This is a genomic window from Thiosulfatihalobacter marinus (genome assembly GCF_016019955.1).
Lineage (GTDB): Bacteria > Pseudomonadota > Alphaproteobacteria > Rhodobacterales > Rhodobacteraceae > Shimia > Shimia marinus_A.
Genome location: NZ_JAECRZ010000012.1, coordinates 37014 through 56876 on the forward strand (window position 1 = coordinate 37014; position 19863 = coordinate 56876).

22 protein-coding genes are annotated in these 19863 nt (G+C 61.1%); 21 read left to right on the forward strand and 1 reads right to left on the reverse strand.

What is annotated here, in order from left to right; translation table 11 throughout:
• The first annotated feature begins 61 nt into the window (after positions 1–61).
• The 5 genes from I3253_RS15680 to I3253_RS15700 all read left to right on the forward strand — a co-directional run bounded on the left by I3253_RS15680 (position 62) and on the right by I3253_RS15700 (position 3752).
• Positions 62–820, forward strand: a complete 759-nt coding sequence (locus I3253_RS15680) for an electron transfer flavoprotein subunit beta/FixA family protein (RefSeq protein ID WP_009827023.1) — start codon at positions 62–64, stop codon at positions 818–820.
• Entirely contained in the window at positions 820–1746 is a 927-nt protein-coding gene (locus I3253_RS15685; protein WP_009827022.1) for an FAD-binding protein, read from the forward strand. The genes I3253_RS15680 and I3253_RS15685 overlap by 1 nt, the downstream gene beginning before the upstream one ends.
• A complete protein-coding gene (pcaF, locus tag I3253_RS15690; protein ID WP_007120599.1) occupies positions 1743–2942 on the forward strand; it encodes a 3-oxoadipyl-CoA thiolase in 1200 nt (399 codons plus the stop codon). Before I3253_RS15685 ends, pcaF begins: the two co-directional genes overlap by 4 nt.
• 323 nt (positions 2943–3265) lie before the next feature.
• Positions 3266–3475, forward strand: coding sequence for a helix-turn-helix domain-containing protein (locus tag I3253_RS15695; protein ID WP_007120600.1), 210 nt, complete (start codon positions 3266–3268; stop codon positions 3473–3475).
• A gap of 76 nt (positions 3476–3551) precedes the next feature.
• Positions 3552–3752 (forward strand): hypothetical protein, encoded by a 201-nt coding sequence (locus I3253_RS15700; protein ID WP_007120601.1) that lies wholly within the window; start codon positions 3552–3554, stop codon positions 3750–3752.
• Here I3253_RS15700 and I3253_RS15705 read toward each other — a convergent pair.
• On the reverse strand, positions 3746–4324 hold the full coding sequence (locus I3253_RS15705) for a hypothetical protein (protein WP_007120602.1): 579 nt from the start codon (positions 4322–4324) through the stop codon (positions 3746–3748). The two genes, I3253_RS15700 and I3253_RS15705, sit on opposite strands and share 7 nt — an antisense overlap.
• A 132-nt stretch (positions 4325–4456) precedes the next feature.
• On the opposite strand from I3253_RS15705, the gene I3253_RS15710 reads away from it, so the two are divergent.
• The 16 genes from I3253_RS15710 (at position 4457) to I3253_RS15785 (ending at position 19668) form a co-directional block, all read left to right on the forward strand.
• Entirely contained in the window at positions 4457–4771 is a 315-nt protein-coding gene (locus I3253_RS15710; RefSeq protein WP_007120603.1) for a hypothetical protein, read from the forward strand.
• 79 nt (positions 4772–4850) lie between these two features.
• Entirely contained in the window at positions 4851–5408 is a 558-nt protein-coding gene (locus tag I3253_RS15715; RefSeq protein ID WP_007120604.1) for a lytic transglycosylase domain-containing protein, read from the forward strand.
• Between the two features lie 16 nt (positions 5409–5424).
• A complete protein-coding gene (locus I3253_RS15720) occupies positions 5425–5706 on the forward strand; it encodes a TrbC/VirB2 family protein (RefSeq protein ID WP_007120605.1) in 282 nt (93 codons plus the stop codon).
• A 15-nt stretch (positions 5707–5721) separates the two neighbouring features.
• On the forward strand, positions 5722–6000 hold the full coding sequence (locus I3253_RS15725; protein WP_038070148.1) for a type IV secretion system protein VirB3: 279 nt from the start codon (positions 5722–5724) through the stop codon (positions 5998–6000).
• Positions 5975–8368 carry a VirB4 family type IV secretion/conjugal transfer ATPase gene (locus tag I3253_RS15730; RefSeq protein WP_007120607.1) on the forward strand — a complete coding sequence of 798 codons (2394 nt, stop codon included), beginning with the start codon at positions 5975–5977 and terminating at the stop codon, positions 8366–8368. The genes I3253_RS15725 and I3253_RS15730 overlap by 26 nt, the downstream gene beginning before the upstream one ends.
• A complete protein-coding gene (locus I3253_RS15735) occupies positions 8365–8574 on the forward strand; it encodes a hypothetical protein (RefSeq protein WP_007120608.1) in 210 nt (69 codons plus the stop codon). Before I3253_RS15730 ends, I3253_RS15735 begins: the two co-directional genes overlap by 4 nt.
• A complete protein-coding gene (locus tag I3253_RS15740; RefSeq protein WP_007120609.1) occupies positions 8571–9683 on the forward strand; it encodes a lytic transglycosylase domain-containing protein in 1113 nt (370 codons plus the stop codon). Before I3253_RS15735 ends, I3253_RS15740 begins: the two co-directional genes overlap by 4 nt.
• On the forward strand, positions 9680–10447 hold the full coding sequence (locus I3253_RS15745) for a type IV secretion system protein (RefSeq protein WP_007120610.1): 768 nt from the start codon (positions 9680–9682) through the stop codon (positions 10445–10447). The genes I3253_RS15740 and I3253_RS15745 overlap by 4 nt, the downstream gene beginning before the upstream one ends.
• 8 nt (positions 10448–10455) lie before the next feature.
• Positions 10456–10881, forward strand: coding sequence for a hypothetical protein (locus I3253_RS15750; RefSeq protein ID WP_007120611.1), 426 nt, complete (start codon positions 10456–10458; stop codon positions 10879–10881).
• Positions 10882–11895: a type IV secretion system protein gene (locus I3253_RS15755; RefSeq protein WP_007120612.1), complete on the forward strand. Its 1014-nt coding sequence runs from the start codon at positions 10882–10884 to the stop codon at positions 11893–11895.
• A gap of 17 nt (positions 11896–11912) precedes the next feature.
• On the forward strand, positions 11913–12593 hold the full coding sequence (locus tag I3253_RS15760; protein WP_007120613.1) for a virB8 family protein: 681 nt from the start codon (positions 11913–11915) through the stop codon (positions 12591–12593).
• A gap of 5 nt (positions 12594–12598) precedes the next feature.
• The gene (locus I3253_RS15765; RefSeq protein ID WP_007120614.1) at positions 12599–13321 is read left to right on the forward strand and encodes a TrbG/VirB9 family P-type conjugative transfer protein; all 723 of its coding nucleotides are present in this window, start codon (positions 12599–12601) and stop codon (positions 13319–13321) included.
• Between the two features lie 2 nt (positions 13322–13323).
• Positions 13324–14766 (forward strand): TrbI/VirB10 family protein, encoded by a 1443-nt coding sequence (locus I3253_RS15770; protein WP_007120615.1) that lies wholly within the window; start codon positions 13324–13326, stop codon positions 14764–14766.
• Positions 14767–14848: 82 nt separating this feature from the next.
• On the forward strand, positions 14849–15844 hold the full coding sequence (gene virB11, locus I3253_RS15775) for a P-type DNA transfer ATPase VirB11 (RefSeq protein WP_007120616.1): 996 nt from the start codon (positions 14849–14851) through the stop codon (positions 15842–15844).
• A gap of 348 nt (positions 15845–16192) precedes the next feature.
• The gene (locus I3253_RS15780) at positions 16193–17050 is read left to right on the forward strand and encodes a HamA C-terminal domain-containing protein (RefSeq protein WP_235859527.1); all 858 of its coding nucleotides are present in this window, start codon (positions 16193–16195) and stop codon (positions 17048–17050) included.
• Positions 17047–19668 carry a DEAD/DEAH box helicase gene (locus I3253_RS15785; RefSeq protein ID WP_084353841.1) on the forward strand — a complete coding sequence of 874 codons (2622 nt, stop codon included), beginning with the start codon at positions 17047–17049 and terminating at the stop codon, positions 19666–19668. The genes I3253_RS15780 and I3253_RS15785 overlap by 4 nt, the downstream gene beginning before the upstream one ends.
• Positions 19669–19863 lie beyond the last annotated feature (195 nt).

Genomic DNA, 19863 nt, shown 5'->3' on the forward strand with positions numbered 1-19863 from the left:
AGTAACGGCTCGGAATCCGGGCCGTTACCACCATTGCAAATTTTGAAAACGATAAAAGCCAATGAAAATAATTGCTCCTATAAAACGCCTAATTGACCACAACGTGAAGGTTCGCGTTAAGGCGGACGGGAGCGGAGTTGATCTCGCGAATGTGAAGATGTCGATGAACCCGTTCGACGAGATTGCGGTCGAAGAGGCGATCCGGCTGAAGGAAGCGGGCAAGGCGGACGAGGTTGTCGTCGTCTCGATCGGCGTGAAGCAGGCGCAGGAAACGCTGCGCACGGCGCTGGCGATGGGCGCGGACCGGGCGATCCTGGTTGTGGCCGCCGATGACGTGCACCAGGACATCGAGCCGCTGGCGGTGGCCAAGATCCTGAAGGCCGTGATCGACGCCGAGGCGCCGGGCCTGGTGATCGCGGGCAAGCAGGCGATCGACAATGACATGAACGCCACCGGCCAGATGCTGGCGGCGCTGCTGGGCTGGGGCCAGGCGACCTATGCCTCCGAGGTCGGGATCGAAGGCGATCATGCCGTCGTGACCCGCGAAGTGGATGGCGGGTTGCAGACGATCAAGGTCAAGCTGCCGGCGATCGTCACCGCCGATTTGCGCCTGAACGAGCCGCGCTATGCCTCGCTGCCCAACATCATGAAGGCCAAGAAGAAGCCGCTGGATGAGAAGACCGCCGCCGATTACGGCGTCGATGTCACCCCGCGCCTGGAGATTGTGAAAACCGCCGAGCCCGCCGCACGGTCGGCAGGCGAGATGGTCGGCTCGGTCGACGAGCTGGTGTCGAAACTGAAAGAAAAGGGGATCGTGTAATGGCTGTTCTTCTCCTTGCAGAAATCGCCGGTGGCGCGCTGGCGCTGGACGCCACCGCCAAGGCGGTGACCGCTGCCAAATCGCTGGGCGATGTGACCGTTCTGGTTGCGGGCCCTGCTGCTGCGGGTCAGGCCGCGTCGCAGATCGACGGCGTGGCGAAGGTTGTGGTCGCGGATGACGCGGCCTACGCCAACGGCCTGGCCGAGCCGGTCGCCGATCTGGTGGTCAGCCTGGCAGGCAATTATGAACATATCGTTGCTCCCTCCACGGCAAGCGCGAAAAACATCCTGCCGCGCGTTGCGGCGCTGCTGGATGTGATGGTTCTGTCGGACGTGACGGCCATCCTGGACGGGTCCACGTTCGAGCGCCCGATCTACGCGGGCAACGCGATGCAGACGGTAAAGTCCAACGATTCCAAGAAGTTACTGACCGTCCGCACCACCGCCTTCGACGCGGCTGGCCAGGGTGGCTCGGCCGCCGTCGAGGCCATCGCAGCAGCCGGCAACGCGGGCCTGAGCGCCTGGGTCGAGGACAAGGTCGCGGCGTCGGATCGTCCGGAACTGACCTCGGCCAAGGTCGTGGTCTCGGGCGGGCGCGGCGTCGGTTCCGAGGAAAATTTCGCGATTATTGAAGCACTTGCGGACAAACTGGGTGCTGCCGTCGGCGCCTCGCGCGCGGCTGTGGACTCTGGGTTCGCACCGAACGACTGGCAGGTCGGCCAGACCGGCAAGGTCGTGGCGCCCGAGCTGTATATCGCGGTCGGGATTTCCGGGGCAATTCAACACCTTGCGGGGATGAAGGACAGTAAGGTCATCGTCGCCATCAACAAGGACGAAGAGGCCCCCATCTTCCAAATCGCCGATTACGGCCTCGTCGCAGACCTCTTCGACGCAGTCCCGGACCTGACAAAGGCACTCAAAGAATGACAAACGTCTATATCTGCGATTACATCCGCACACCAATCGGTCGCTATGGCGGCGCGCTTTCTTCTGTGCGAGCCGACGATCTTGGCGCAATCCCACTCAGGGCCTTGGCCAGCCGAAACCCGGGGCTAGATCTAGCGACCATTGACGAAGTGATTTTTGGCTGCGCCAACCAAGCGGGAGAGGACAACCGTAATGTTGCTCGCATGTCGCTTCTACTAGCTGGATTTCCGGATTGTGTACCGGGGACAACAATGAATCGGTTGTGCGGGTCGGGCATGGATGCGATAATCACGGCCGCCCGCGCTATCAAATCAGGAGAGGCCGATCTCATTGTCGCAGGTGGTGTGGAAAGCATGTCGCGTGCTCCGTTTGTGATGCCAAAAGCTACAACAGTATTCTCGCGCGAGAATAGTGTGGAAGACACCACCATCGGCTGGCGCTTCGTCAATAGACTGATGAAGAGCCAATACGGCGTCGACAGTATGCCTGAAACGGCCGAAAACGTGGCTGAAGTCTTCGGCATCAACCGCGCCGACCAAGATGCTTTCGCCCTACATTCCCAGCAAAAGGCGAGCGTTGCTATGGCGAACGGTCGTTTGGCCCGTGAAATTGTCCCGGTAGAGATTCCTCAGCGAAAGGGGGAGCCAAAGATCGTCGTACAGGATGAACACCCTCGCGCGAGTACGACTTTGGAAGCGCTCGCCCAACTGAAAACTTTCGTAAAAGCGGATGGCACGGTAACCGCAGGGAATTCTTCAGGCGTGAACGATGGTGCCGCAGCATTGATCCTTGCCACCAGCGACGTCGCAAAAAAATTTGGCCTCACGCCGGTCGCAAGGGTCTTGGGCGGCGCAACCGCCGGCGTTGCACCGCGCATCATGGGTTTCGGGCCGGCACCGGCGTCGAAAAAGCTGATGGCGCGACTTGGACTGAAACAAGAAGACTTCTCGGTGATCGAACTTAACGAAGCCTTTGCTTCGCAGGGTCTGGCCACACTACGGCACCTGGGGATCGCGGATGATGATGCCCGCGTGAACCCAAACGGCGGCGCTATTGCTCTCGGCCATCCGCTTGGCATGTCGGGTGCCCGCATCACCGGCTCAGCGATGCTGGACCTCAAACCTGGAGAAAAGTCGTTGTCGACCATGTGTATTGGCGTGGGACAGGGAATTGCAATCGCACTCGAAGCTGTCTGAGGTGCCGTGACAGCCTAAAAATTACCATAATCATGTTTACGCGATTATTGGTCGACCCCAAATTTTCCGTGTAGAATTCGCCCTCTACCACCTCCCTGTGGGCGATACCCTGGCGGTACCGGAACCTCTCTCCGGTGCCGCCCTTTCCTGAAAGAACGATTGAACGGCCCATAATGTTTGCGAGACGGATCATCACGTGACCTGCGTTTCGGCAGGCATTCCATTCCGGCGATCTCGCGCCATCCCAAGATTTCTTCTCTGCACTTCCGAATGTAACATATATCGCGTGGCGATATTTCGCGCATCGTGTCCGTTTCAACGGCATGAACTTGCGGGACCGTGTAGCACTAAACATCCAGGAATTGAGACGCGCCCGCAGCCTCAGCCAGGAGGAGCTTGCTCATCGGGCCGATGTGAGTCGCGGCCATATGGGCAAGCTCGAGAACGCCAAGTTCGCGGCCTCCCTCGACCTTCTCGAACGTATCGCCAAAGCACTGAACGTAGATCCAGCAGAGCTCTTCACAAAACGCTAGCCAGTTTTTGCCAGCCCCTGATGCGTCCTGGAGCGGAACGTCTCAAGAGGTAGTCAAATGGAGTGCAGAGAGTTCGATGGGTAAGAAGAAGACAGGCTGGCCCTTCCAGAACGGGTTTCTGAACGACGGTGCGCAGGAGATTCACCTGTTCACCGATTACCGTTGGAATGATGGCTCGGTGAGCCGCCGCTGGCATGTCGATCCAGAACGCTTTGATGCTTGTCTGGTCGAGCTTCGCCCAGTTTCCCTGAAGGCATCAGACCGTTCGGATCAGTAGGAGAACCACTCCGAGTGGCCCATGTTGCCCTCGTAGTCGCCGTATTCAACCATGATACTGCGCAAATAGAAGTACGAGGAACCTCCGCCGGTCGGATAGGCGATCTCCTGACCGCCTTCCGATACGAATGCCTCGGGCCAGGGCGTGTGGGATCGGTAGACCCGCTGGATGTACCGGCAGGTGCGGTTCTCTCGGTCGCAGGAACGGAGAGACCAGTCCCAATACTGTTCACCTCCCCTTTCTCTATAGGCTTGACCGGTGAACCAGATCACATGGGTGCGGTTCAGCCATTCGTATTCGGGCAGAGTGGTGTCGAGCTCGCCCTCCCCGCCGGGCCCGCCCAGCTCGACCGGCACATGTGCGAAGGTGCAGACCCCGAAGGGCGGCAGGCTCGGCCAGGGCGTGATGCGGCGGATCATAGTGCGATAGGCCCGTGCACAGACTGCGCTCGGGGGGAAGCCGCCAGCCATGCAGAGCATGATGGCGCAGTCGATGTCATAGGCCTGCGCCTTCCCCGGGGCTCCGAACACCGCCATCACCCCCATCGCCGCTGCCATCGCCTGTCGCTTCATGTCGCTCTCCCGCAAAAGTTGCGCAGACTATCGCGCAATATGTATTTATCTGCAATATGTCGTATTGACTCCATATGACTTTATGGATTTAAGCGCAGGAAGTAGAAGGGCTCTCGTGGGGAGAGTCCGAACATGCCGATAGCGCGCAACCAGATCCTGATCACCATCGATGGTGTCAAAGACCTGTCCGAACAGGGCATCGCGTTCCGCTGCCGGTATGAACTCGTGGGGTTCACGGACGATGGCAAGCCGCGCTACCAGTGCATCTACCTGCGCGAGGGTGAGCCGGAAGCCATTCTGGTCTCGACCCGGATCACCCCGCACGGGCCTGAGCCGCGGTATTTCAACATATGGCCAGGGCTCTTCAAACATCATCTCGAGTTCGGTGACGGGCGCGATCTGCGCTTTGGTCCTGACTACAGCATCACCCTCGAGGAGCGCGGCTGACGTTATCGCCTTCGGCCGCGACGGCACAGCCCGGACTTCGGGCTGGACCTTTCACGGTGAGCGCCCTGCCTGGGCTGGTTTGGAACATAGCGCTGAAGCCGAGGTCGTTCTGGCCTCGTTGGACGCCACGCCGCCTTCCAGTCGCGACGACACCCTCTCCCTGATCCGCACGACTGCCGTCCGCCACCAGGGGAACCGTGCCCTGCGGCAGGTCAGCCTTGATGCGGACGACTGGCAAATTCTGTTCCGCGCCCTGGTCGAGGCTGAAAGCAGCTACAACCCGACCGCCGTCAGCCCGAAGGATGCCTATGGTCTTGGCCAGCTGATGCCGGATACTGCCCGTGCGCTCGGCGTCGATCCGCGCGATCCCTCCCAGAACCTCGACGGCGCGGCGCGGTATCTGCTCGCACAACTCGGAACGTTCAAGGACATCGACTTGGCGCTCGCGGCCTACAATGCCGGACCGCACCGGGTGGTCGAGTATTCCGGCATCCCGCCTTTCATCGAGACCCGCGACTACATCGCGCGCATCCACCGGATCCGGTCCCGACTTGCGGGTACACCTGTTTCCGCGCCGGACATCCGCGTCGCAGACCGGGTTCCAGCCCGCGCGCCGGTCCTCATCGATCTTCAGTAAAACAAGGGAACTTCGCATGCTTCGACATCGCCTCAGCCGCCTCTTGCCTGCCACCACAACCTTGGCGGCTCTCGCAAGCCCTGCCTTCGCGCAGGACTTGTCGCCGATCCAGACCATGCTGGAAACCGTCGAGGCCGCGCTGACCGGTCCGATTGGGATCGCGGTTGCCACACTCGCCGTCATCGGCACTGGTTTCATGTGCATGATGGGGCGGCTGAACTGGGGCTGGTTCGCCTCGGTCATCATCGGGATCGTGCTGATCTTCTCGGCCGGCACCATCGTCGACGGCTTCTCCTGAGGTTGGAGAATAGAGTTGGCAGAACGATCCCCCCTTTTTCTGGGCCTCGCCCGACCGCCCAAGTATCTGGGCCTCCCTGTCGGATACCTCGTGGTGCTGGCGACCGGGGTCGTTCTGCCGTTCATCTGGACCAAGTCCATGGTCTTCTTCCTGATCGGCCTCGTCGCCTATCCGATCCTCTGGTTCGTCGCCGACCGCGAGCCGCATTTCTTCGAGGTCCTGCGCGTTTCCTACGGCTCGGTGCGCCCGACGAAGAACCGCGCCCTGCATGGAGGCGACAGCTTTGGCGCTTGATGCGGGCACACTTTCCACTCACGGAACCGCTCTGCTTCAGGCTGGCGGCGGGGAGTTCGCGCGGGAGAGCTATCTCGCTGATCACCTGCCGTATTTCGCGCTTGCCGATGACGATGTGATGGTGCTGCGCGAGGGCGATCTGATGGCGACCCTGCGCCTTGATGGTCTGAACCCGATGACCAGCGAAGACGCACGGCTCGATGCGCTCAAGCGCGCGGTTGCCGCCATCGTCGCCCAGACCGGCAATGCCTTCGGCTTTTACATCCACCGCATCTCCGTGCCACAGGATCTGGGGATGCGCCCCATCGAGGGCGACAGCTTCGCCGCCGCGATAGATGCCCGCTGGCAGGCCCATGTGAAAGACCTGCGCCCGGCCAAGCGCCAACTCTATCTCAGCGTGATCCGGCGCCCCGATATCTCCGCGCGCATTCCATTCCTTCGGACGCTGGCCCGCAAAGCCTGGGTCAAGGACCGCGCGACGCGCCTGCAGGAGCTGAACGAGGTCATGGGCTTTTTCGAGGTGGCTCTGTCTTCGGCCAACCCTGTGCGCCTGACCCGCACGGGTGGTGAATGGCTGGGCTATCTAAACACGCTGAACGCGGGCAGCTTCTCCCCCATAGCCTTCGGACAAAGCGCTCTGCCTCTTTCACATATTTTGAGCAATTGCCGCGCGACCTTCGACGGCGACGTCGTCACCCTGACCGACGCCGTGACTGGGCGGGTCAAATACGGCGCGCTCTTTTCGATGAAGACCTACCCGGCATTGACCGATGTGACGCTGCTCGACGCGCTCGACCTGCCGCTCGACATCGTGCTCACGAACTCCTTCAGCCCGATCCCGAACAACATCATGGCCGAACGCATCCAGCGCATCATCCGCCAGATGCAGGCCTCCGACGATGCGGCCGTCTCCCTGCGCGAACAATTGGGCCAGGCTGCCGACGACCAGGAGGCAGGACGCATCGCCTTCGGGGACCATCACCTCTCCATCGCGGTCTACGCGCCGGACCGCGACACGCTCGAACGGGCCGCCGCCCAGATCAAACGCGTGGGTCAGGAGATCATGTCCGTCATCGTGCGCGAGAACATGGCGCTGAAAGCCACCTACTTCGCACAATCCCCCGGCAATTTCGGCTACCGCGCTCGCAAGACGCCGATTTCCTCCATCAATTTCGCCGACTTCGCAGCTCTGCATGGTAGCGTCGAAGGACGCGGTCCTGATCAGTCGCCCTGGGGTCAGACCATTTCGGTCCTGCCCACGGTCGGCACCTCTGGTTATCGCTTCAATTTCCACGAGGCGGGAGCCCCAGGCAAGGAACCGACCGTTGGCCATACGCTGGTTCTGGGGCGCACCGGGACCGGCAAGACGCTCACCACTGCCTTTCTCGCAGCGCAGGCGCAGCGGGTCGGCGCACGGCTTTTCTTCTTCGACAAGGATCGCGGCCTGGAGATGGCCGTGCGCGCCCTCGGCGGGCGCTATAACGAAATCCGGGCTGGCGTGCCGACAGGTCTGAACCCGCTCGCCACCGAAACCGACGAGCGCGGCCGCGCCTGGCTCTCGGACTGGCTTGCGACACTTCTCACACGGAATGGCACGCTCTCGGGCGAGCAATCCCGCCATATCCAAAGCGCGGTCGGCCAGAACGCCGATGCGGGGGCGGCGCTGCAGCGTTTCGCCAGTTTCGAGACCCTGTTCCAGTCACTCGATGATGATGGCGAGCTGCAATCCCGCGTTGCCGAATGGGCCCCCGGCGGGCGCTATGGCTGGGTGTTCGACGAGCCCGAGCGCGGCGCGGGCCTCAAGCTCACGGGCGACATCGTCGGGTTTGATATGACCGAGATCCTCGACATGACGACCGAGCGCATGGCGGTACTCTCCTACATCTTCCGCCAGATCGAACGCGTGGTCGAAGACCGCCGTCCCACCATCATCGTGCTCGACGAAGCGTGGAAGCTCTTGGACGATCCGTATTTCGGGGCGCGGCTGGAAAACTGGCTGGTGACGCTTCGCAAGATGAACTGCGTCGTCATCATGATGACGCAGTATCCGAGCCAGTTGCGCGACAGCCGCGTCGGCAAAACCATCGTCGAGACGGTGCCGACGCAGATCCTCTTCCCGAACGATCGCGCCACCGTCTCCGATTACGATTTTCTCCGCGTCAACGCCAAGGAGGCTGCCCTTCTCGTGCAGCCGACCATCGGCCAGCGCATCGCGCTTATCCGCTCGGCGGGCGACAGCGTCTTCGTCGATGCCGATCTCTCCGCACTTGGCGACCTCCTTCCCATCCTTGGCGGCGGCGCCACTGGCGAGGCCCGCGTGCCTGCCGATTGGCGCGCCAATCCCGATTTCTGGAGACATGTGATATGAGTTCGAAACCCCTCCTCGCGCTTTGCGCCGCCGCGAGCCTTCTTTCCGCTTGCGAGAAATACACCGAGAAAACCTCGCCCTGTTTCGGACGCAATGGCGAGCCGCAAGTGACGCGGTCCGCCCTGTCCTTCTCGACCATGGGCGCACCGGTGCAGGAGACGGCCAAGCCTGACTGCACCTTCGAGCCCCTGCCCCGTTCGGAATGAGCCGCGCCGCGATCATATCCGCCGGGCTCTGCCTCGGCCTCAGCGCCCTGCCTGCGCATGCCCAGGGCGTGCCGACACAGGACAATTCCGCGATCGGTCGCGCCATCGCCCGGGTGAGGGCATTGGCCGAGGATCTAAGCGTCCAGCAGGACAAGGATCGGACCGAGTCCACGCTGGCGGATGTGCAGGCCGACCAGCTGCGCGTCCTCGAGGAAATGACCGCTGCCATTACCGGGCCTGGCTTCGACATCCGTGCGCTCGAGGGCAATGCGGATTTCGGGGTGGCGGCGGTCTATCCCAATACCGATCCAAGCCCGATGAACAGCCGCCTCTTCGGCGAGGGCCGCGAGACGGTCGAGATGATGATCGTCGAGGTCGCCGGCGAGTTCGCAGGCGCGCCCGGTGTGGCCCGCGCCGGTCTCTCGGCCACCCAGTGGCGCTGCCTCTTCCAGGCTCTGATTAAACAGGAGAGTCGCTTCAACGTCGCCGCTGAAAGCCCGGTCGGGGCTTATGGCCTGACCCAGCTCATGCCTGGCACCGCCTCCGATCTCGGCGTCGACCGCTATGACGTGAAAGACAACCTCCGCGGCGGCGCGCGCTATATCACCACCCAGCTCAACCGCTTCGGCAACATACCCCATGCGCTCGCGGCCTATAACGCGGGGCCGGGTCGGGTCATCGAATACGGGGGCGTGCCGCCCTTTGCCGAGACCCAAGGCTATGTGCGCAACATCTCGAAATTCTACAACGAATACCTCGCTGTGGTGGGCGGTGCCGACGCGCTTGGCACGCTCTCGCCCTCGGATTTTGCGCTCGCCGAATATGCCAGCATCTCCGAGGCGGGCGTCTATTACGCCGCCGACAGTTCGGCAACGACCGAGCAAGTGATCAACCGCCTCCGCGCGATCATCCTGCAGATCGATGCGCAACCCAATGCCAAGGCGGCCTGGGAACTCAACACCTACGCCAAGGCCGAGATTGGCCGCATCCTCAACCTTCGCGTCCGGCTGATGGCCGCCAACCAGCAGCGCGAGGCGGTCTATGCGCAGCACCTCGTCGCAGACCGGTTGGCGGAGCGCGACTTCATGCAGATGGGAGTTCCCGAATGAGACAGCTTCTCCTGACCGTGGCCGCGGTCGCCACACTCGGGTTTACCTCGCCCGCAACGGCCCAGGGCGTCCCAACCTTTGATGGCTCGCAGCTTGGTCAACTCGTGGCGCAGCTCGAACACATGGCCGAGGACCTGAATGTCCAGATGCAGCAGCTCGCCACAATGCGGCTGGAACTGGAAACCCAGCTCTCGCAGCTCACGAACCTCGAGGCGCAACTGACCTCGCTCATTGAAGGCAGCGGGCTCGGAGAACTCTTCGCCACGGTCGAAGAATTCCGAGCGCTGCGCGGCAAGCTGGTGGCGCCCCTCAATACCGCACAATCGCTGGCAAGCGGCGATTTTCTCAGCGGCTTCAATCCGGGTGCAGAACTCTCGGCCTCGGTCGAACGGGTGCTTTCGGGCAGCGGGTTTACTTCGGAACGCCTGAGCACGCTTTCTGGCTCGGATGAGCCCGCCGATAACCGCATCGCCGCTTCCGCCGGGGCCAGCGCCATGCTCTCCGTCGCGGCACAGGAAAGCCACGAAGAAGCGGGCCAAAGCCTTGAGCGGCTCGAGACCATGGTCGGGCTCATCGACGATCAGGACGGGCTGAAGGCTGCCGTCGATCTCAACACCCGCGTCACCGCCGAGCTTGGCATCATCCTGACCCAGATTTGGCGGCTGGAAGCGGCGCAAGGCGTGAGTGCCGGCCAGCTTGGCGTTGTCGATGCCGCGACCCTCGCGGATGAGCGCAAGTTCCGCTCGATGGCGGTGGATCCATGAGGCAAACCATGACCCGCAGCTTGGCTCCAGGCCGGGCGCTCGGTCTCGCCGCCCTTGTCTTGAGCATCCTGCACAATGCTGCGTCGGCCCAGACCCCGAGCACGAACCCTTCCGGCGACACGCCCTTCAACTCGATGGCCATCGCGCGGGATCAAACGGATGAATGTCGTGTTCCGAAACCCCCTACCGATCTGGCCGAAACCGCCTATCTGCGCAATGGCTACCGCGCGATCTTGCGCATCCTGATTGCCGAAGAGGCGCTCGCTTCGGAAACCTGCACCTGCCTGCTGGATCAGTTCGCCTGGGATCAGGCGCTTGCCGCCCTGCCCCGGTTCCAGACCTCGGACAACCCGCGCCTGCCCTTCAACGTGCTCGAGCTCTACGCCAAGGCGGACGCGCTCGAGGCGCAAGTTGTGGAGGCCTGTGCGGAGTAAATGGGGGTCATTCGCGACATCCTTGGCCAAGTCGACGCCGCGGTGAACACCGTGGCGCAGGACGGCTTTATCTCCTCGGCGGCCTCGGTCGGTAATGTCATCTCGGCGGGCGCGACGCTCCTTGTCGTGCTCCTCGGGATCAACGCGGTCATGCAGCTCCGCCCCCTGCCCTTCGGAACCGGGTTTGCCTTCGGGATGAAAGTGGCCCTGGTCGGGATCTTCGCGCAGAGTTGGGATAATTTCAGCGTCATCTATGACATCGTCACGCGCGTGCCCGACTCCGTGGGCGCCTCGATCCTGGCGCTTACCGGCTCGGGCGACGAGGCAGGGGTCTATGAGAGCCTCGACAATATGGTCGCCCGCATCACCGCCTATGGCGATACGATCGGCGACCGCGCGGGCTGGGTCTTCGGCGCGGTTCTGGGTGCCATCTTCTTCGTCCTCTCCGCCGTCTTCGCCGCCGTCACCGCAGGGATCATCGCCTTCGCCCGCATCGTCTTCGCGCTGATGATCGTCATCGCCCCCTTCATGATCGTGACCTCGCTGTTCAAACCGACCCAGTCCCTCTTCGAGGCCTGGACCCGCGCCACCATTGGCTACGCGCTCATGCCGGTCGCCGCAGCAGGCGCCGCGGGCATCATCGTCGCCATCGCCGAAGCGATCGGGGACGCCTCCGCCGATCCGGGCGATGTCGAAACCGTCAGCCTGATCCTGCCCTTCCTCGTCATTCTGATCCTCAGCGCCGGGATCATGGCCTCGGTGCCCTACATCGCCTCCAATCTCACCGGTGTCGTCGGCATCGCGTCCAATGCCGTCGGTCTCACGGGCCTTGCGCGCCAGGGGTTCGTGAACACACGGGAGTATGGCGCGGGCGCAACCTCGCGCCTCGTCACCGGCAAGTCCCCGCATGAGCTGAACCAGATGGCCAATGCGGGTGTGGTGAAGACCGGCGAGCTGATCCGGCAAAGCCCCGGCGCGCTTCTCTCCGCCGCCAAGGCCTTCCGCAAACCCTGATGTGAAAGACGACGACTTTGAAGAAGCTTGTGACCAGTTCCTCCGCGCCTGACCGCGACGCTTTCGAGGCGGATTTCATCTACGGGCCAAGACGGCGTGAGCGTTTCGCCTGGTTCGTTGCGGCGGCAGGCGTGCTGGTTGGTGTTGCCGGCATGGTCGCGGGCGCGAGCCTCTTTCCACTCAAATCGACCGAGACCTTCGTCGTCGTGGTCGACAAGGAAACCGGAGAGATGGACCGGGTCGCCGCCGTACAGGCGCTGACGCTTTCCGAGAGCGACGCCATCATCCAGGCCAATCTCGTGGCCTATGTCGATGATCGGGAAACCTATGACCTGACCGATGGCGAGCAGCGTATCAACTCGGTGCTCAACCGTTCCGATGGCGATGCCGCCCGCACGCTGCGCGATCTCTGGTCCTCGACCAACGAAGACTACCCGATCACCGTCTATGGCCGCGACGCCAAGATCGAGGTGGTGATCAAGTCCGTGAACCAGATCGAGCGCGGCGTGGCCCAGGTCCGCTTCACCCGCACGCTGCGCCGTCCCCGCGACACCCGCACCGTCACCCGGTCCTATGTCGCTACCGTTGGTTATGACTTCCAACCTGAAACCCGCCAGCGCCTTCAGGACGTCTGGGCCAACCCCTTGGGCTTCGTGGTGACCTCCTACCGCGTCGACGCCGAGACTCTGGAGAACTGACCAAGATGAAATCTCTGCCCGCGCTTTTCCTGGCGCTTGCCCTTCCTGTTGCCGCAAACGCCGAGGCCACGCCGCAAGGCGGCCCGCTCGACATCCGCATCCGCACCGCCGTCTATAGTGAAAACCAGGTCTATCGGATCGAAACCGATCTGAGGCATTCGACCACGATCCATTTCGGGGCGGGCGAGCGCTTCGAGGCCGTGATCGTCGGCGACACCGAAAGCTTCCAGGTCGATCCGATCCCAGAGCTTGGCAATGTGCTGACCATCAAACCGCATGTGGCCAATGCCTCCACCAACATGACGGTGATCACCAACCGACGCACCTATTCCTTCCACCTGCGCGAAGGCTCGATCCCGAACCGCACCGGCATGTTCTTCGAAGTCCGCTTCCGCTACCCCGATGAGGAACGTCGAGCGACGGCGGCTACCCAGCCCAAAGGCTTTGAGGCGCCCCGCAACTACAACTACCGCGTCTCGGGCGAAGGTGATTTCCGCCCCAGCCATATCTATGACGACGGGCGCTATACCTACTTCGTCATCCCGGAAAACGGTCGCCAGCCCGCCCTCTTCAAGGCCGATGACCAGGGCCGTGAGCGCACGGTCAACTGGACCCAGCAAGGCAACACGGTCCGGGTGCTTGGGGTGAACACCTACTGGTCGCTGCGTATCGGCGATGAGGCGATCTGCGCCTGGCGCGACGAGAGCGCCATCTACGTGAGCAACTGACCATGGCCGAACAAACCCCTCCCGACCTTCAGGACCGTCTCGACCAGTTCAGCCAGCGCGGCAAGTCCAAGCCCCGCGGAAACAGCCTCGGGGTCGGCGCGCTCGCGGCCGCCCTCGCCCTTGGCGGGGCCGGGGTCGCGTATTTTCTGGCCACCGGTCTGCAGGAAGGTGACAGTGCGCTTGAGACCTCCGATGTCGAGACCTTTCAGGACCGCCGCCCCGGCTCCGGCGGGCGGCTGAAGTTTCCGCCCGACGAGACCGAGCAACGGGTCAATGACGCACTGATCGCCGTCGAGGAAGCGCTCGACGTGCCCGCCGCCCCTGCCCCGGAACCGAGCGCCGAGGTGCTGGCCGAAATCGCCAAGCTCCGCGAAGCCCTCGCCGCCAGCCAGGCTGCCCGCAACTCGGAAATCCAATCCGCTGTCGCGGACCTGCGCGAGGCCTTCGACGAGCAAAAGGCCGCGCTCGAAGCAACGCTCGCCGCAAAGGAAACCGAGCTGGCAAACCTCCAACGCCAGACCGAGACTCGCATCGAGGGGCTGCAGGCCATGCTCGATGCCGAACGGGCGCAGCGCGAGGGGCTTGAGGCCGAGCTCGATCGCGAAGGGGTGATCGCCGATCAGCGCCTTCTCGAACAACGCCGGCGTCAGGAAGAGGAGCAGCGTCTGCGCGAGGCCGAACGCATCGCCGAGGAGCTTCTGACTGCCCAGATCAAATCCCCCGCCGTGGTCTATGCGGACGGTCCACGTGGTGGTGCGAGTGGCGCGGCGGTGGCCGATCCTGCCGCCGCTGGCGCAAGTGGACCGGCCCTCTCGGGCAACGAGCAGTTCTTGCAGAGTGCGCGACCGCTCGAGGTGCAGGAGGCCGCCCGCCTCATCCATCCCGAACGCACGCTGACCCAAGGATCCGTCATCCAGGCGGCGCTGCAAACCGCTATTAACAGCGATCTGCCCGGCTCCGTTGTCGCGGTGGTCTCCGAGCCGGTGCTGGCGTTTTCCGGAGACCGGATCCTGATCCCCCGGGGCTCCCGCCTTTTTGGCCAATACCGCTCCGGGATCGAAATGCACCAGAAGCGCATCCTGATCCTTTGGACCCGCGTCCTGACCCCGGACGGCACCTCGATGGAAATCGCCGCTGTGGGCGGCGACCAGCTTGGCCGCTCGGGCCTCACTGGTCTCGTCGACACCAAGTTTGCCGAGCGCTTCGGCGGGGCGGCGCTGATTTCCGTGATCGGGGCGGCGCCTGCCGTGGCGGCGGAGAGTGCCAACAACGAGACGACAAGCATTGTCCTGGGCGATGTCAGCAGCGACCTGCAGGACGCTGTCGGGTCGGTCATCGCCGATCAGGTCTCGATCGCGCCGACGATCTATGTCGATCAGGGCGCCTCGGTCACCGTGCTCGTGGACCGGGATGTGGTGATCTACGGGGGTTCCGGTTCACAATGAAAAAGAAGCATCAGGTTTCGCGTTCGAGCCGCAGGCGAGAGGCAGCGAAACCAGGTTCAATATTACCGGAATCACCGAATTGATGGATCAGGCCTCGCCAGCCTCATACCTCGAGCGTTATCTCGACCCGTTCCGCGATCTCCTGCGGCGTGACGACGTGGTCGAGATCGCGATCAACCCCGACGGCAAGGTCTGGCTCGAGGTCGCGGGGGATGCCAGCATGCGCCACGAAGGTCAGACCGTGGATCGGACCACAGCCCTCAACATGGCCCAGACCATCGTCGGCGATGCCAAGGCCCGCGTCTCTGAAAAGAACCCCCTCGTCTCCGGCAAGGTGGAATATGCGGGCCGCCCGCTTCGGGTCCAGGTCGCCGTGCCGCCCGCCATCGATCGCGGTGCCTCGATCACCATTCGCCTCTTCGCCTCTGGCAGCATTAGGGACTACGCCCCGGCTTATCTCTTCGGCAAGGCCGTCTCGCTCGACGCCCTCCGCGCGGAGAAGATGAAAAACATCGCCAGTCTAGCGGAGGAGAACCTTGAGGCCGCGCTGCAGACTCTGGTCGAGGCGCGGCTCAACGTCCTGATCAGCGGCGGCACCTCGACCGGGAAGACCACGTTCGCCCGCCACCTCCTGACCCATGTGAGCGAGCACGAGCGGCTGATCACCATCGAAGACGCTTTTGAGCTCTTCCCCGGCCAGCCCAACACCGTCGCCCTCCTTGCCGACCGCGGTGCCGGTTCGCAACGCAGCGCCAACGCTCTCCTTCAAGCCTCCCTCCGTATGCGACCTGACCGGATCATCGTCGGCGAGCTGCGCGGTGCCGAGGCCCTGACCTACCTCGAGGCCATCAACACCGGCCATGGCGGGTCGGTTTCCACCATCCACGCGGAAACCGCAGAACTCGCAATCGATCGACTGGCGATCATGGTGCTGCAGGCCGGCACACCACTGACCTTTGCCGAGGTTCGGGAATACATCCGGAAATCCATCGATGTGATCGTCCAGCTCGGGCGGGCCGAGGGGAAGCGGGGGATTACGGAGTTCTATCTGCCGGGGTCGAGAAAACTACCGACATAGACGGCGCGATGCAGCCGTTTGCAACGCTGAACTGAACTTCCGCAAGGCGAAGTGTAGCGTTCACGCCAAAAGGAGACAGCTGACGTATTATCAACGGGCAGCGGTGACACTCCGGACCTTGGGGCGTTGAAGGAGTATCGCACAATTTCTTTGACCGCAGCGCGAAGAAAAACCTAACTATTTGAATTACGTATGATACTCTCTATGCGAGCAGCAGCGGGGTCGGCACAACCACCCTAAAACGAAAGGAGGCGACCACTGACTCAAGTACTTCCAGAAGATTTGGTTAATATAGTTTCGGGCGATCCAGAAGAGTTGGGTGTTCATCTCCAGCTTGTTAAACGGGACGTGCTCTTGAAAGATTGCGTGGCCCGTCTCCACTGTCATTGCCTGACTGTGGATGGGAACGGACGCGTCAAGCCGGAGCGTCTTGCGGAATTTATGCGCAACTCAATTATCGATTATGCCGTCCCGAAATCGCGGTTGGATGATGCGCGGGCGCGGGACGCCAGATTCAAGTCCGGAAGCGCGGTTGCAGCCCTGCACCACGAGGCAATCGGCACTTTTACGGACCTTGCCAATACTGGCGAAGGCGGCGAGATGCTGCTCTTCCTACTCGCAGAGCGCTTTCTCAAGGTTCCTCAGGTGCTCTGTAAGATGGACCTTAAGACCGACTCTCACATGCACTATCATGGTGCGGACGGCGTCTATGCTTCCGTAAACGAAAACGGCCTTCTCAAACTTTTCTGGGGCGAGTCAAAGGTGTATGGCGACCCTACAGCGGCCATAAGAGATTGCCTTTCATCACTTGCCCCTTTCCTCGTGGAGACGGACCACGAAGGCGCTGATCGCGAGCGGGATCTCGTGCTCCTCAGCGACAAAGCCGATCTCAGTGATCCGGAACTTACGGCCGCATTCCGGAAATATTTCGACCGAACCTCACCGCTATCGAACAGGGTCGAATATTGCGGGATCGCGCTTATCGCCTTCGATGCGGATTTCTATCCGAAAGATGATGCAAAAGGCATCGGGGAGGACATCCTGAAGGCGGCGAATGACGAAATGGAAAAATGGGTGAAGAATGTAAAGAACAGACTATCGGTGGAGAAACTCGACAAATTCGACATTCAGTTTTTCTGTGTGCCAGTGCCTTCGGCGGATGGGTTTCGCGCATCGTTCCTTAAGGCGCTGGGTATTAAGAAATGAAAGATACCGAACTCTTTGATTGGCTGTCGGGTGAGGCGCTTCGTGATGATATTATCAGGTTGACTCAGATCACAGTGGCGACTGAGATAACAAATCTGGACGCAATCCATGAATCCGCTGACCCAAAGAAGAGCTTTGACTGGCAGCAGCTTCTTTTGGCCGGAAGCCTTTTGGCCAGATCAACCGAACGAACGCATCAGGAGGCGGCGCTGCGGATCGCAACCGCTGCCGTCACACTCGAAACTTCGCCGGAAGTGCGGGATGCGGGGGCTGTCCTCCTCGAAAAGCTGTCCAATCGCAGGTCCGTCGAGCTGGCAATACTGCGAAACCGGATCGCTCCCGATCTTGAGGGCAGACTGGGCGTGTCGATGCGCCTTGAAGCCAACAGAAGACGTTTCGAGGACTCGATACTCCTTGAATCGAGCGGAAAATGGATAGGCGTCAACGATTTTCAGAAAGAACTATGGGCGGGCGCCTCTTCCGGCGCCGGCTGGCTTTCAGCGTCCGCGCCAACCGCGTCCGGAAAAACTTACCTCGTTTTGCAGTGGCTGCTCGATCACGTTCGCACGAGCAAGACAAAGATCGCCGTTTACCTTGCCCCAACCCGGGCTTTGGTGAGTGAGATTGAACTCAGTCTGAAGGAGCTATGTCAGTCGGACACCGGCATCGAGATCACGTCGCTACCGCTGACGGAAGTTTATTTCTCATCTACGACGGGAGACAAGAAAGCCGTCTTCGTATTCACGCAGGAGCGTTTGCACCTGCTTGTCAATCTTCTCGGGGAGGACTTCAGTGTAGACCTTCTCATTGTTGATGAAGCGCACAAGATCGGAGACAATCAGCGTGGTGTAATACTGCAGGATGCAATCGAGCGGGTGTCTCGGCAGAACCCGATGATGAAGGTCGTGTTTGTAAGTCCTTCGACACAAAATCCCGGAGAACTGCTTGAGGATGCGCCGAACGATATGCCGAAAACGTCGGTCAATACCGATATGCCAACCGTTCTGCAGAACGTGATCCTAGCCGAGCAAGTGCCTCGGAAGCCCAAGGAGTGGTCGCTGGACCTTGTCTGGGGCGATTCACCCATACCACTGGGCACGCTTAAACTGTCAAACAAGCCTGCGGGCCTGAAAAAAAGGCTGGCGTTTATCGCAGCGGCGGCAGGCGGTCGCGGCGGCACACTGGTTTACTGCAACGGCGCGGCTGAAGCGGAGGACGTCGCGCTCCTTATCAGCCAGTTGGAAGGCTCGGAGAAGACAGATGATCAGGAATTGCTGGACCTGGCTGATCTGGCCCGCAAAGGGGTCCACCGTAATTATCAGCTCGCGCCGCTGGTCGAACGTGGTGTCGCTTTTCACTATGGAAACATGCCCTCTCTCATCCGCACCGAGGTTGAGAGGCTGTTCCGCGACGGCAAGATAAGATTTCTTGCCTGCACCTCGACGCTGATTGAAGGAGTAAATCTCTCTTGCAGGACCATCGTTGTGCGCGGTCCCCGGAAGGGCCGTGGGAACCCGATGGAGCCGCACGACTTCTGGAACCTCGCGGGACGGGCCGGTCGCTGGGGAAACGAATTCCAAGGCAATATTATCTGTATCGATCCAAAGGATGAAAAAGCATGGCCCGTCGGCGTGCCGAAGCGCTCACGCTACCCGATCAAGAGAGAAACTGACGTCGTTATATCTTCCACCGATGAACTGGCTGCGTATCTTGAGAACAGAAACATCGACTCTTTGGCCGATCTTGCGCAAGGCGAAGAATTCGAGCAGGTCGGGGCTTACCTCCTCAATACATATATTCGTCTTGGTACGCTTTCCGATGCCGCATTTGCGAAACGGCATTCTCCAGATGCGCTCCGGAAACTCGATAGAAGCCTCGAAGGTATTTCGGCGCTGATCAATATTACGCAGGATGTTCTAGTAAGACATCCAGGCGTCAGCGCGGTGGGCCTGCAGCGTTTGCTGGAAGCTTTTCGAAAGTACGAAGGCAATATCGAAAATCTGCTGCTCGCGCCTTCGGAAAGCGTCGATGCGTACGACAGGTACGTCACCGTCATGCGACGGATTAACGCAAATTTGTATCCTGTCTTCCTGCCAGACAGTCTCATTCCCCTGCACGCGCTCGTGGTTGTCGAGTGGCTGAAAGGATTGTCTTTGGCTGCAATTATCAGGAAGCGTATAGAGTATCAGCAACGAAACAACAGATCGTTCAAGCTTCCAGTGCTCATTCGCGAAACGATGAGCATGGTGGAAGAGACAGCAAGATTCAAGGCACCGAAGTATATTTCCGCCTATATGGATGTCCTCCGCCTGTTCTTGACTGAAGCCGAGCGCGAGGACCTGATTGATGAAGACTTTGACATCGGGATAGCGCTTGAGTTTGGCGTCTCCAGCATCACGCTTCTCTCATTAATGGAACTAGGGCTTTCCCGCATGTCTGCGGTGGCCTTGTATGAGAAGATTGCGCGCGACGATCTGGACAAGGAAGGTTGCCTGGCCTGGATTAATCAGCATGGCCCGAATTTCGCCGGGATGGACCTGCCTAACCTTATCGTCAGGGAAACGCTGCAGGTATCGGGCCTTGATGATCCGGAAGCGGGCCACGAATTCAGCGAATAGAGTAGAGAGGAAGCGATTATGCCCGCAAAGCCAGTAGAGATCGGATCGCTCTCATTCGCGAGGAAAGGAGACGCAAACGACTTTTTTAGGGATATGCTGTACAAATATGAACTGGGTGACAAGGTAACCAATGAAGACGCCGAAATACTAACGTGTTGATTTCCACCGAGAACTGACCCGGGTTTTCCATCGAGA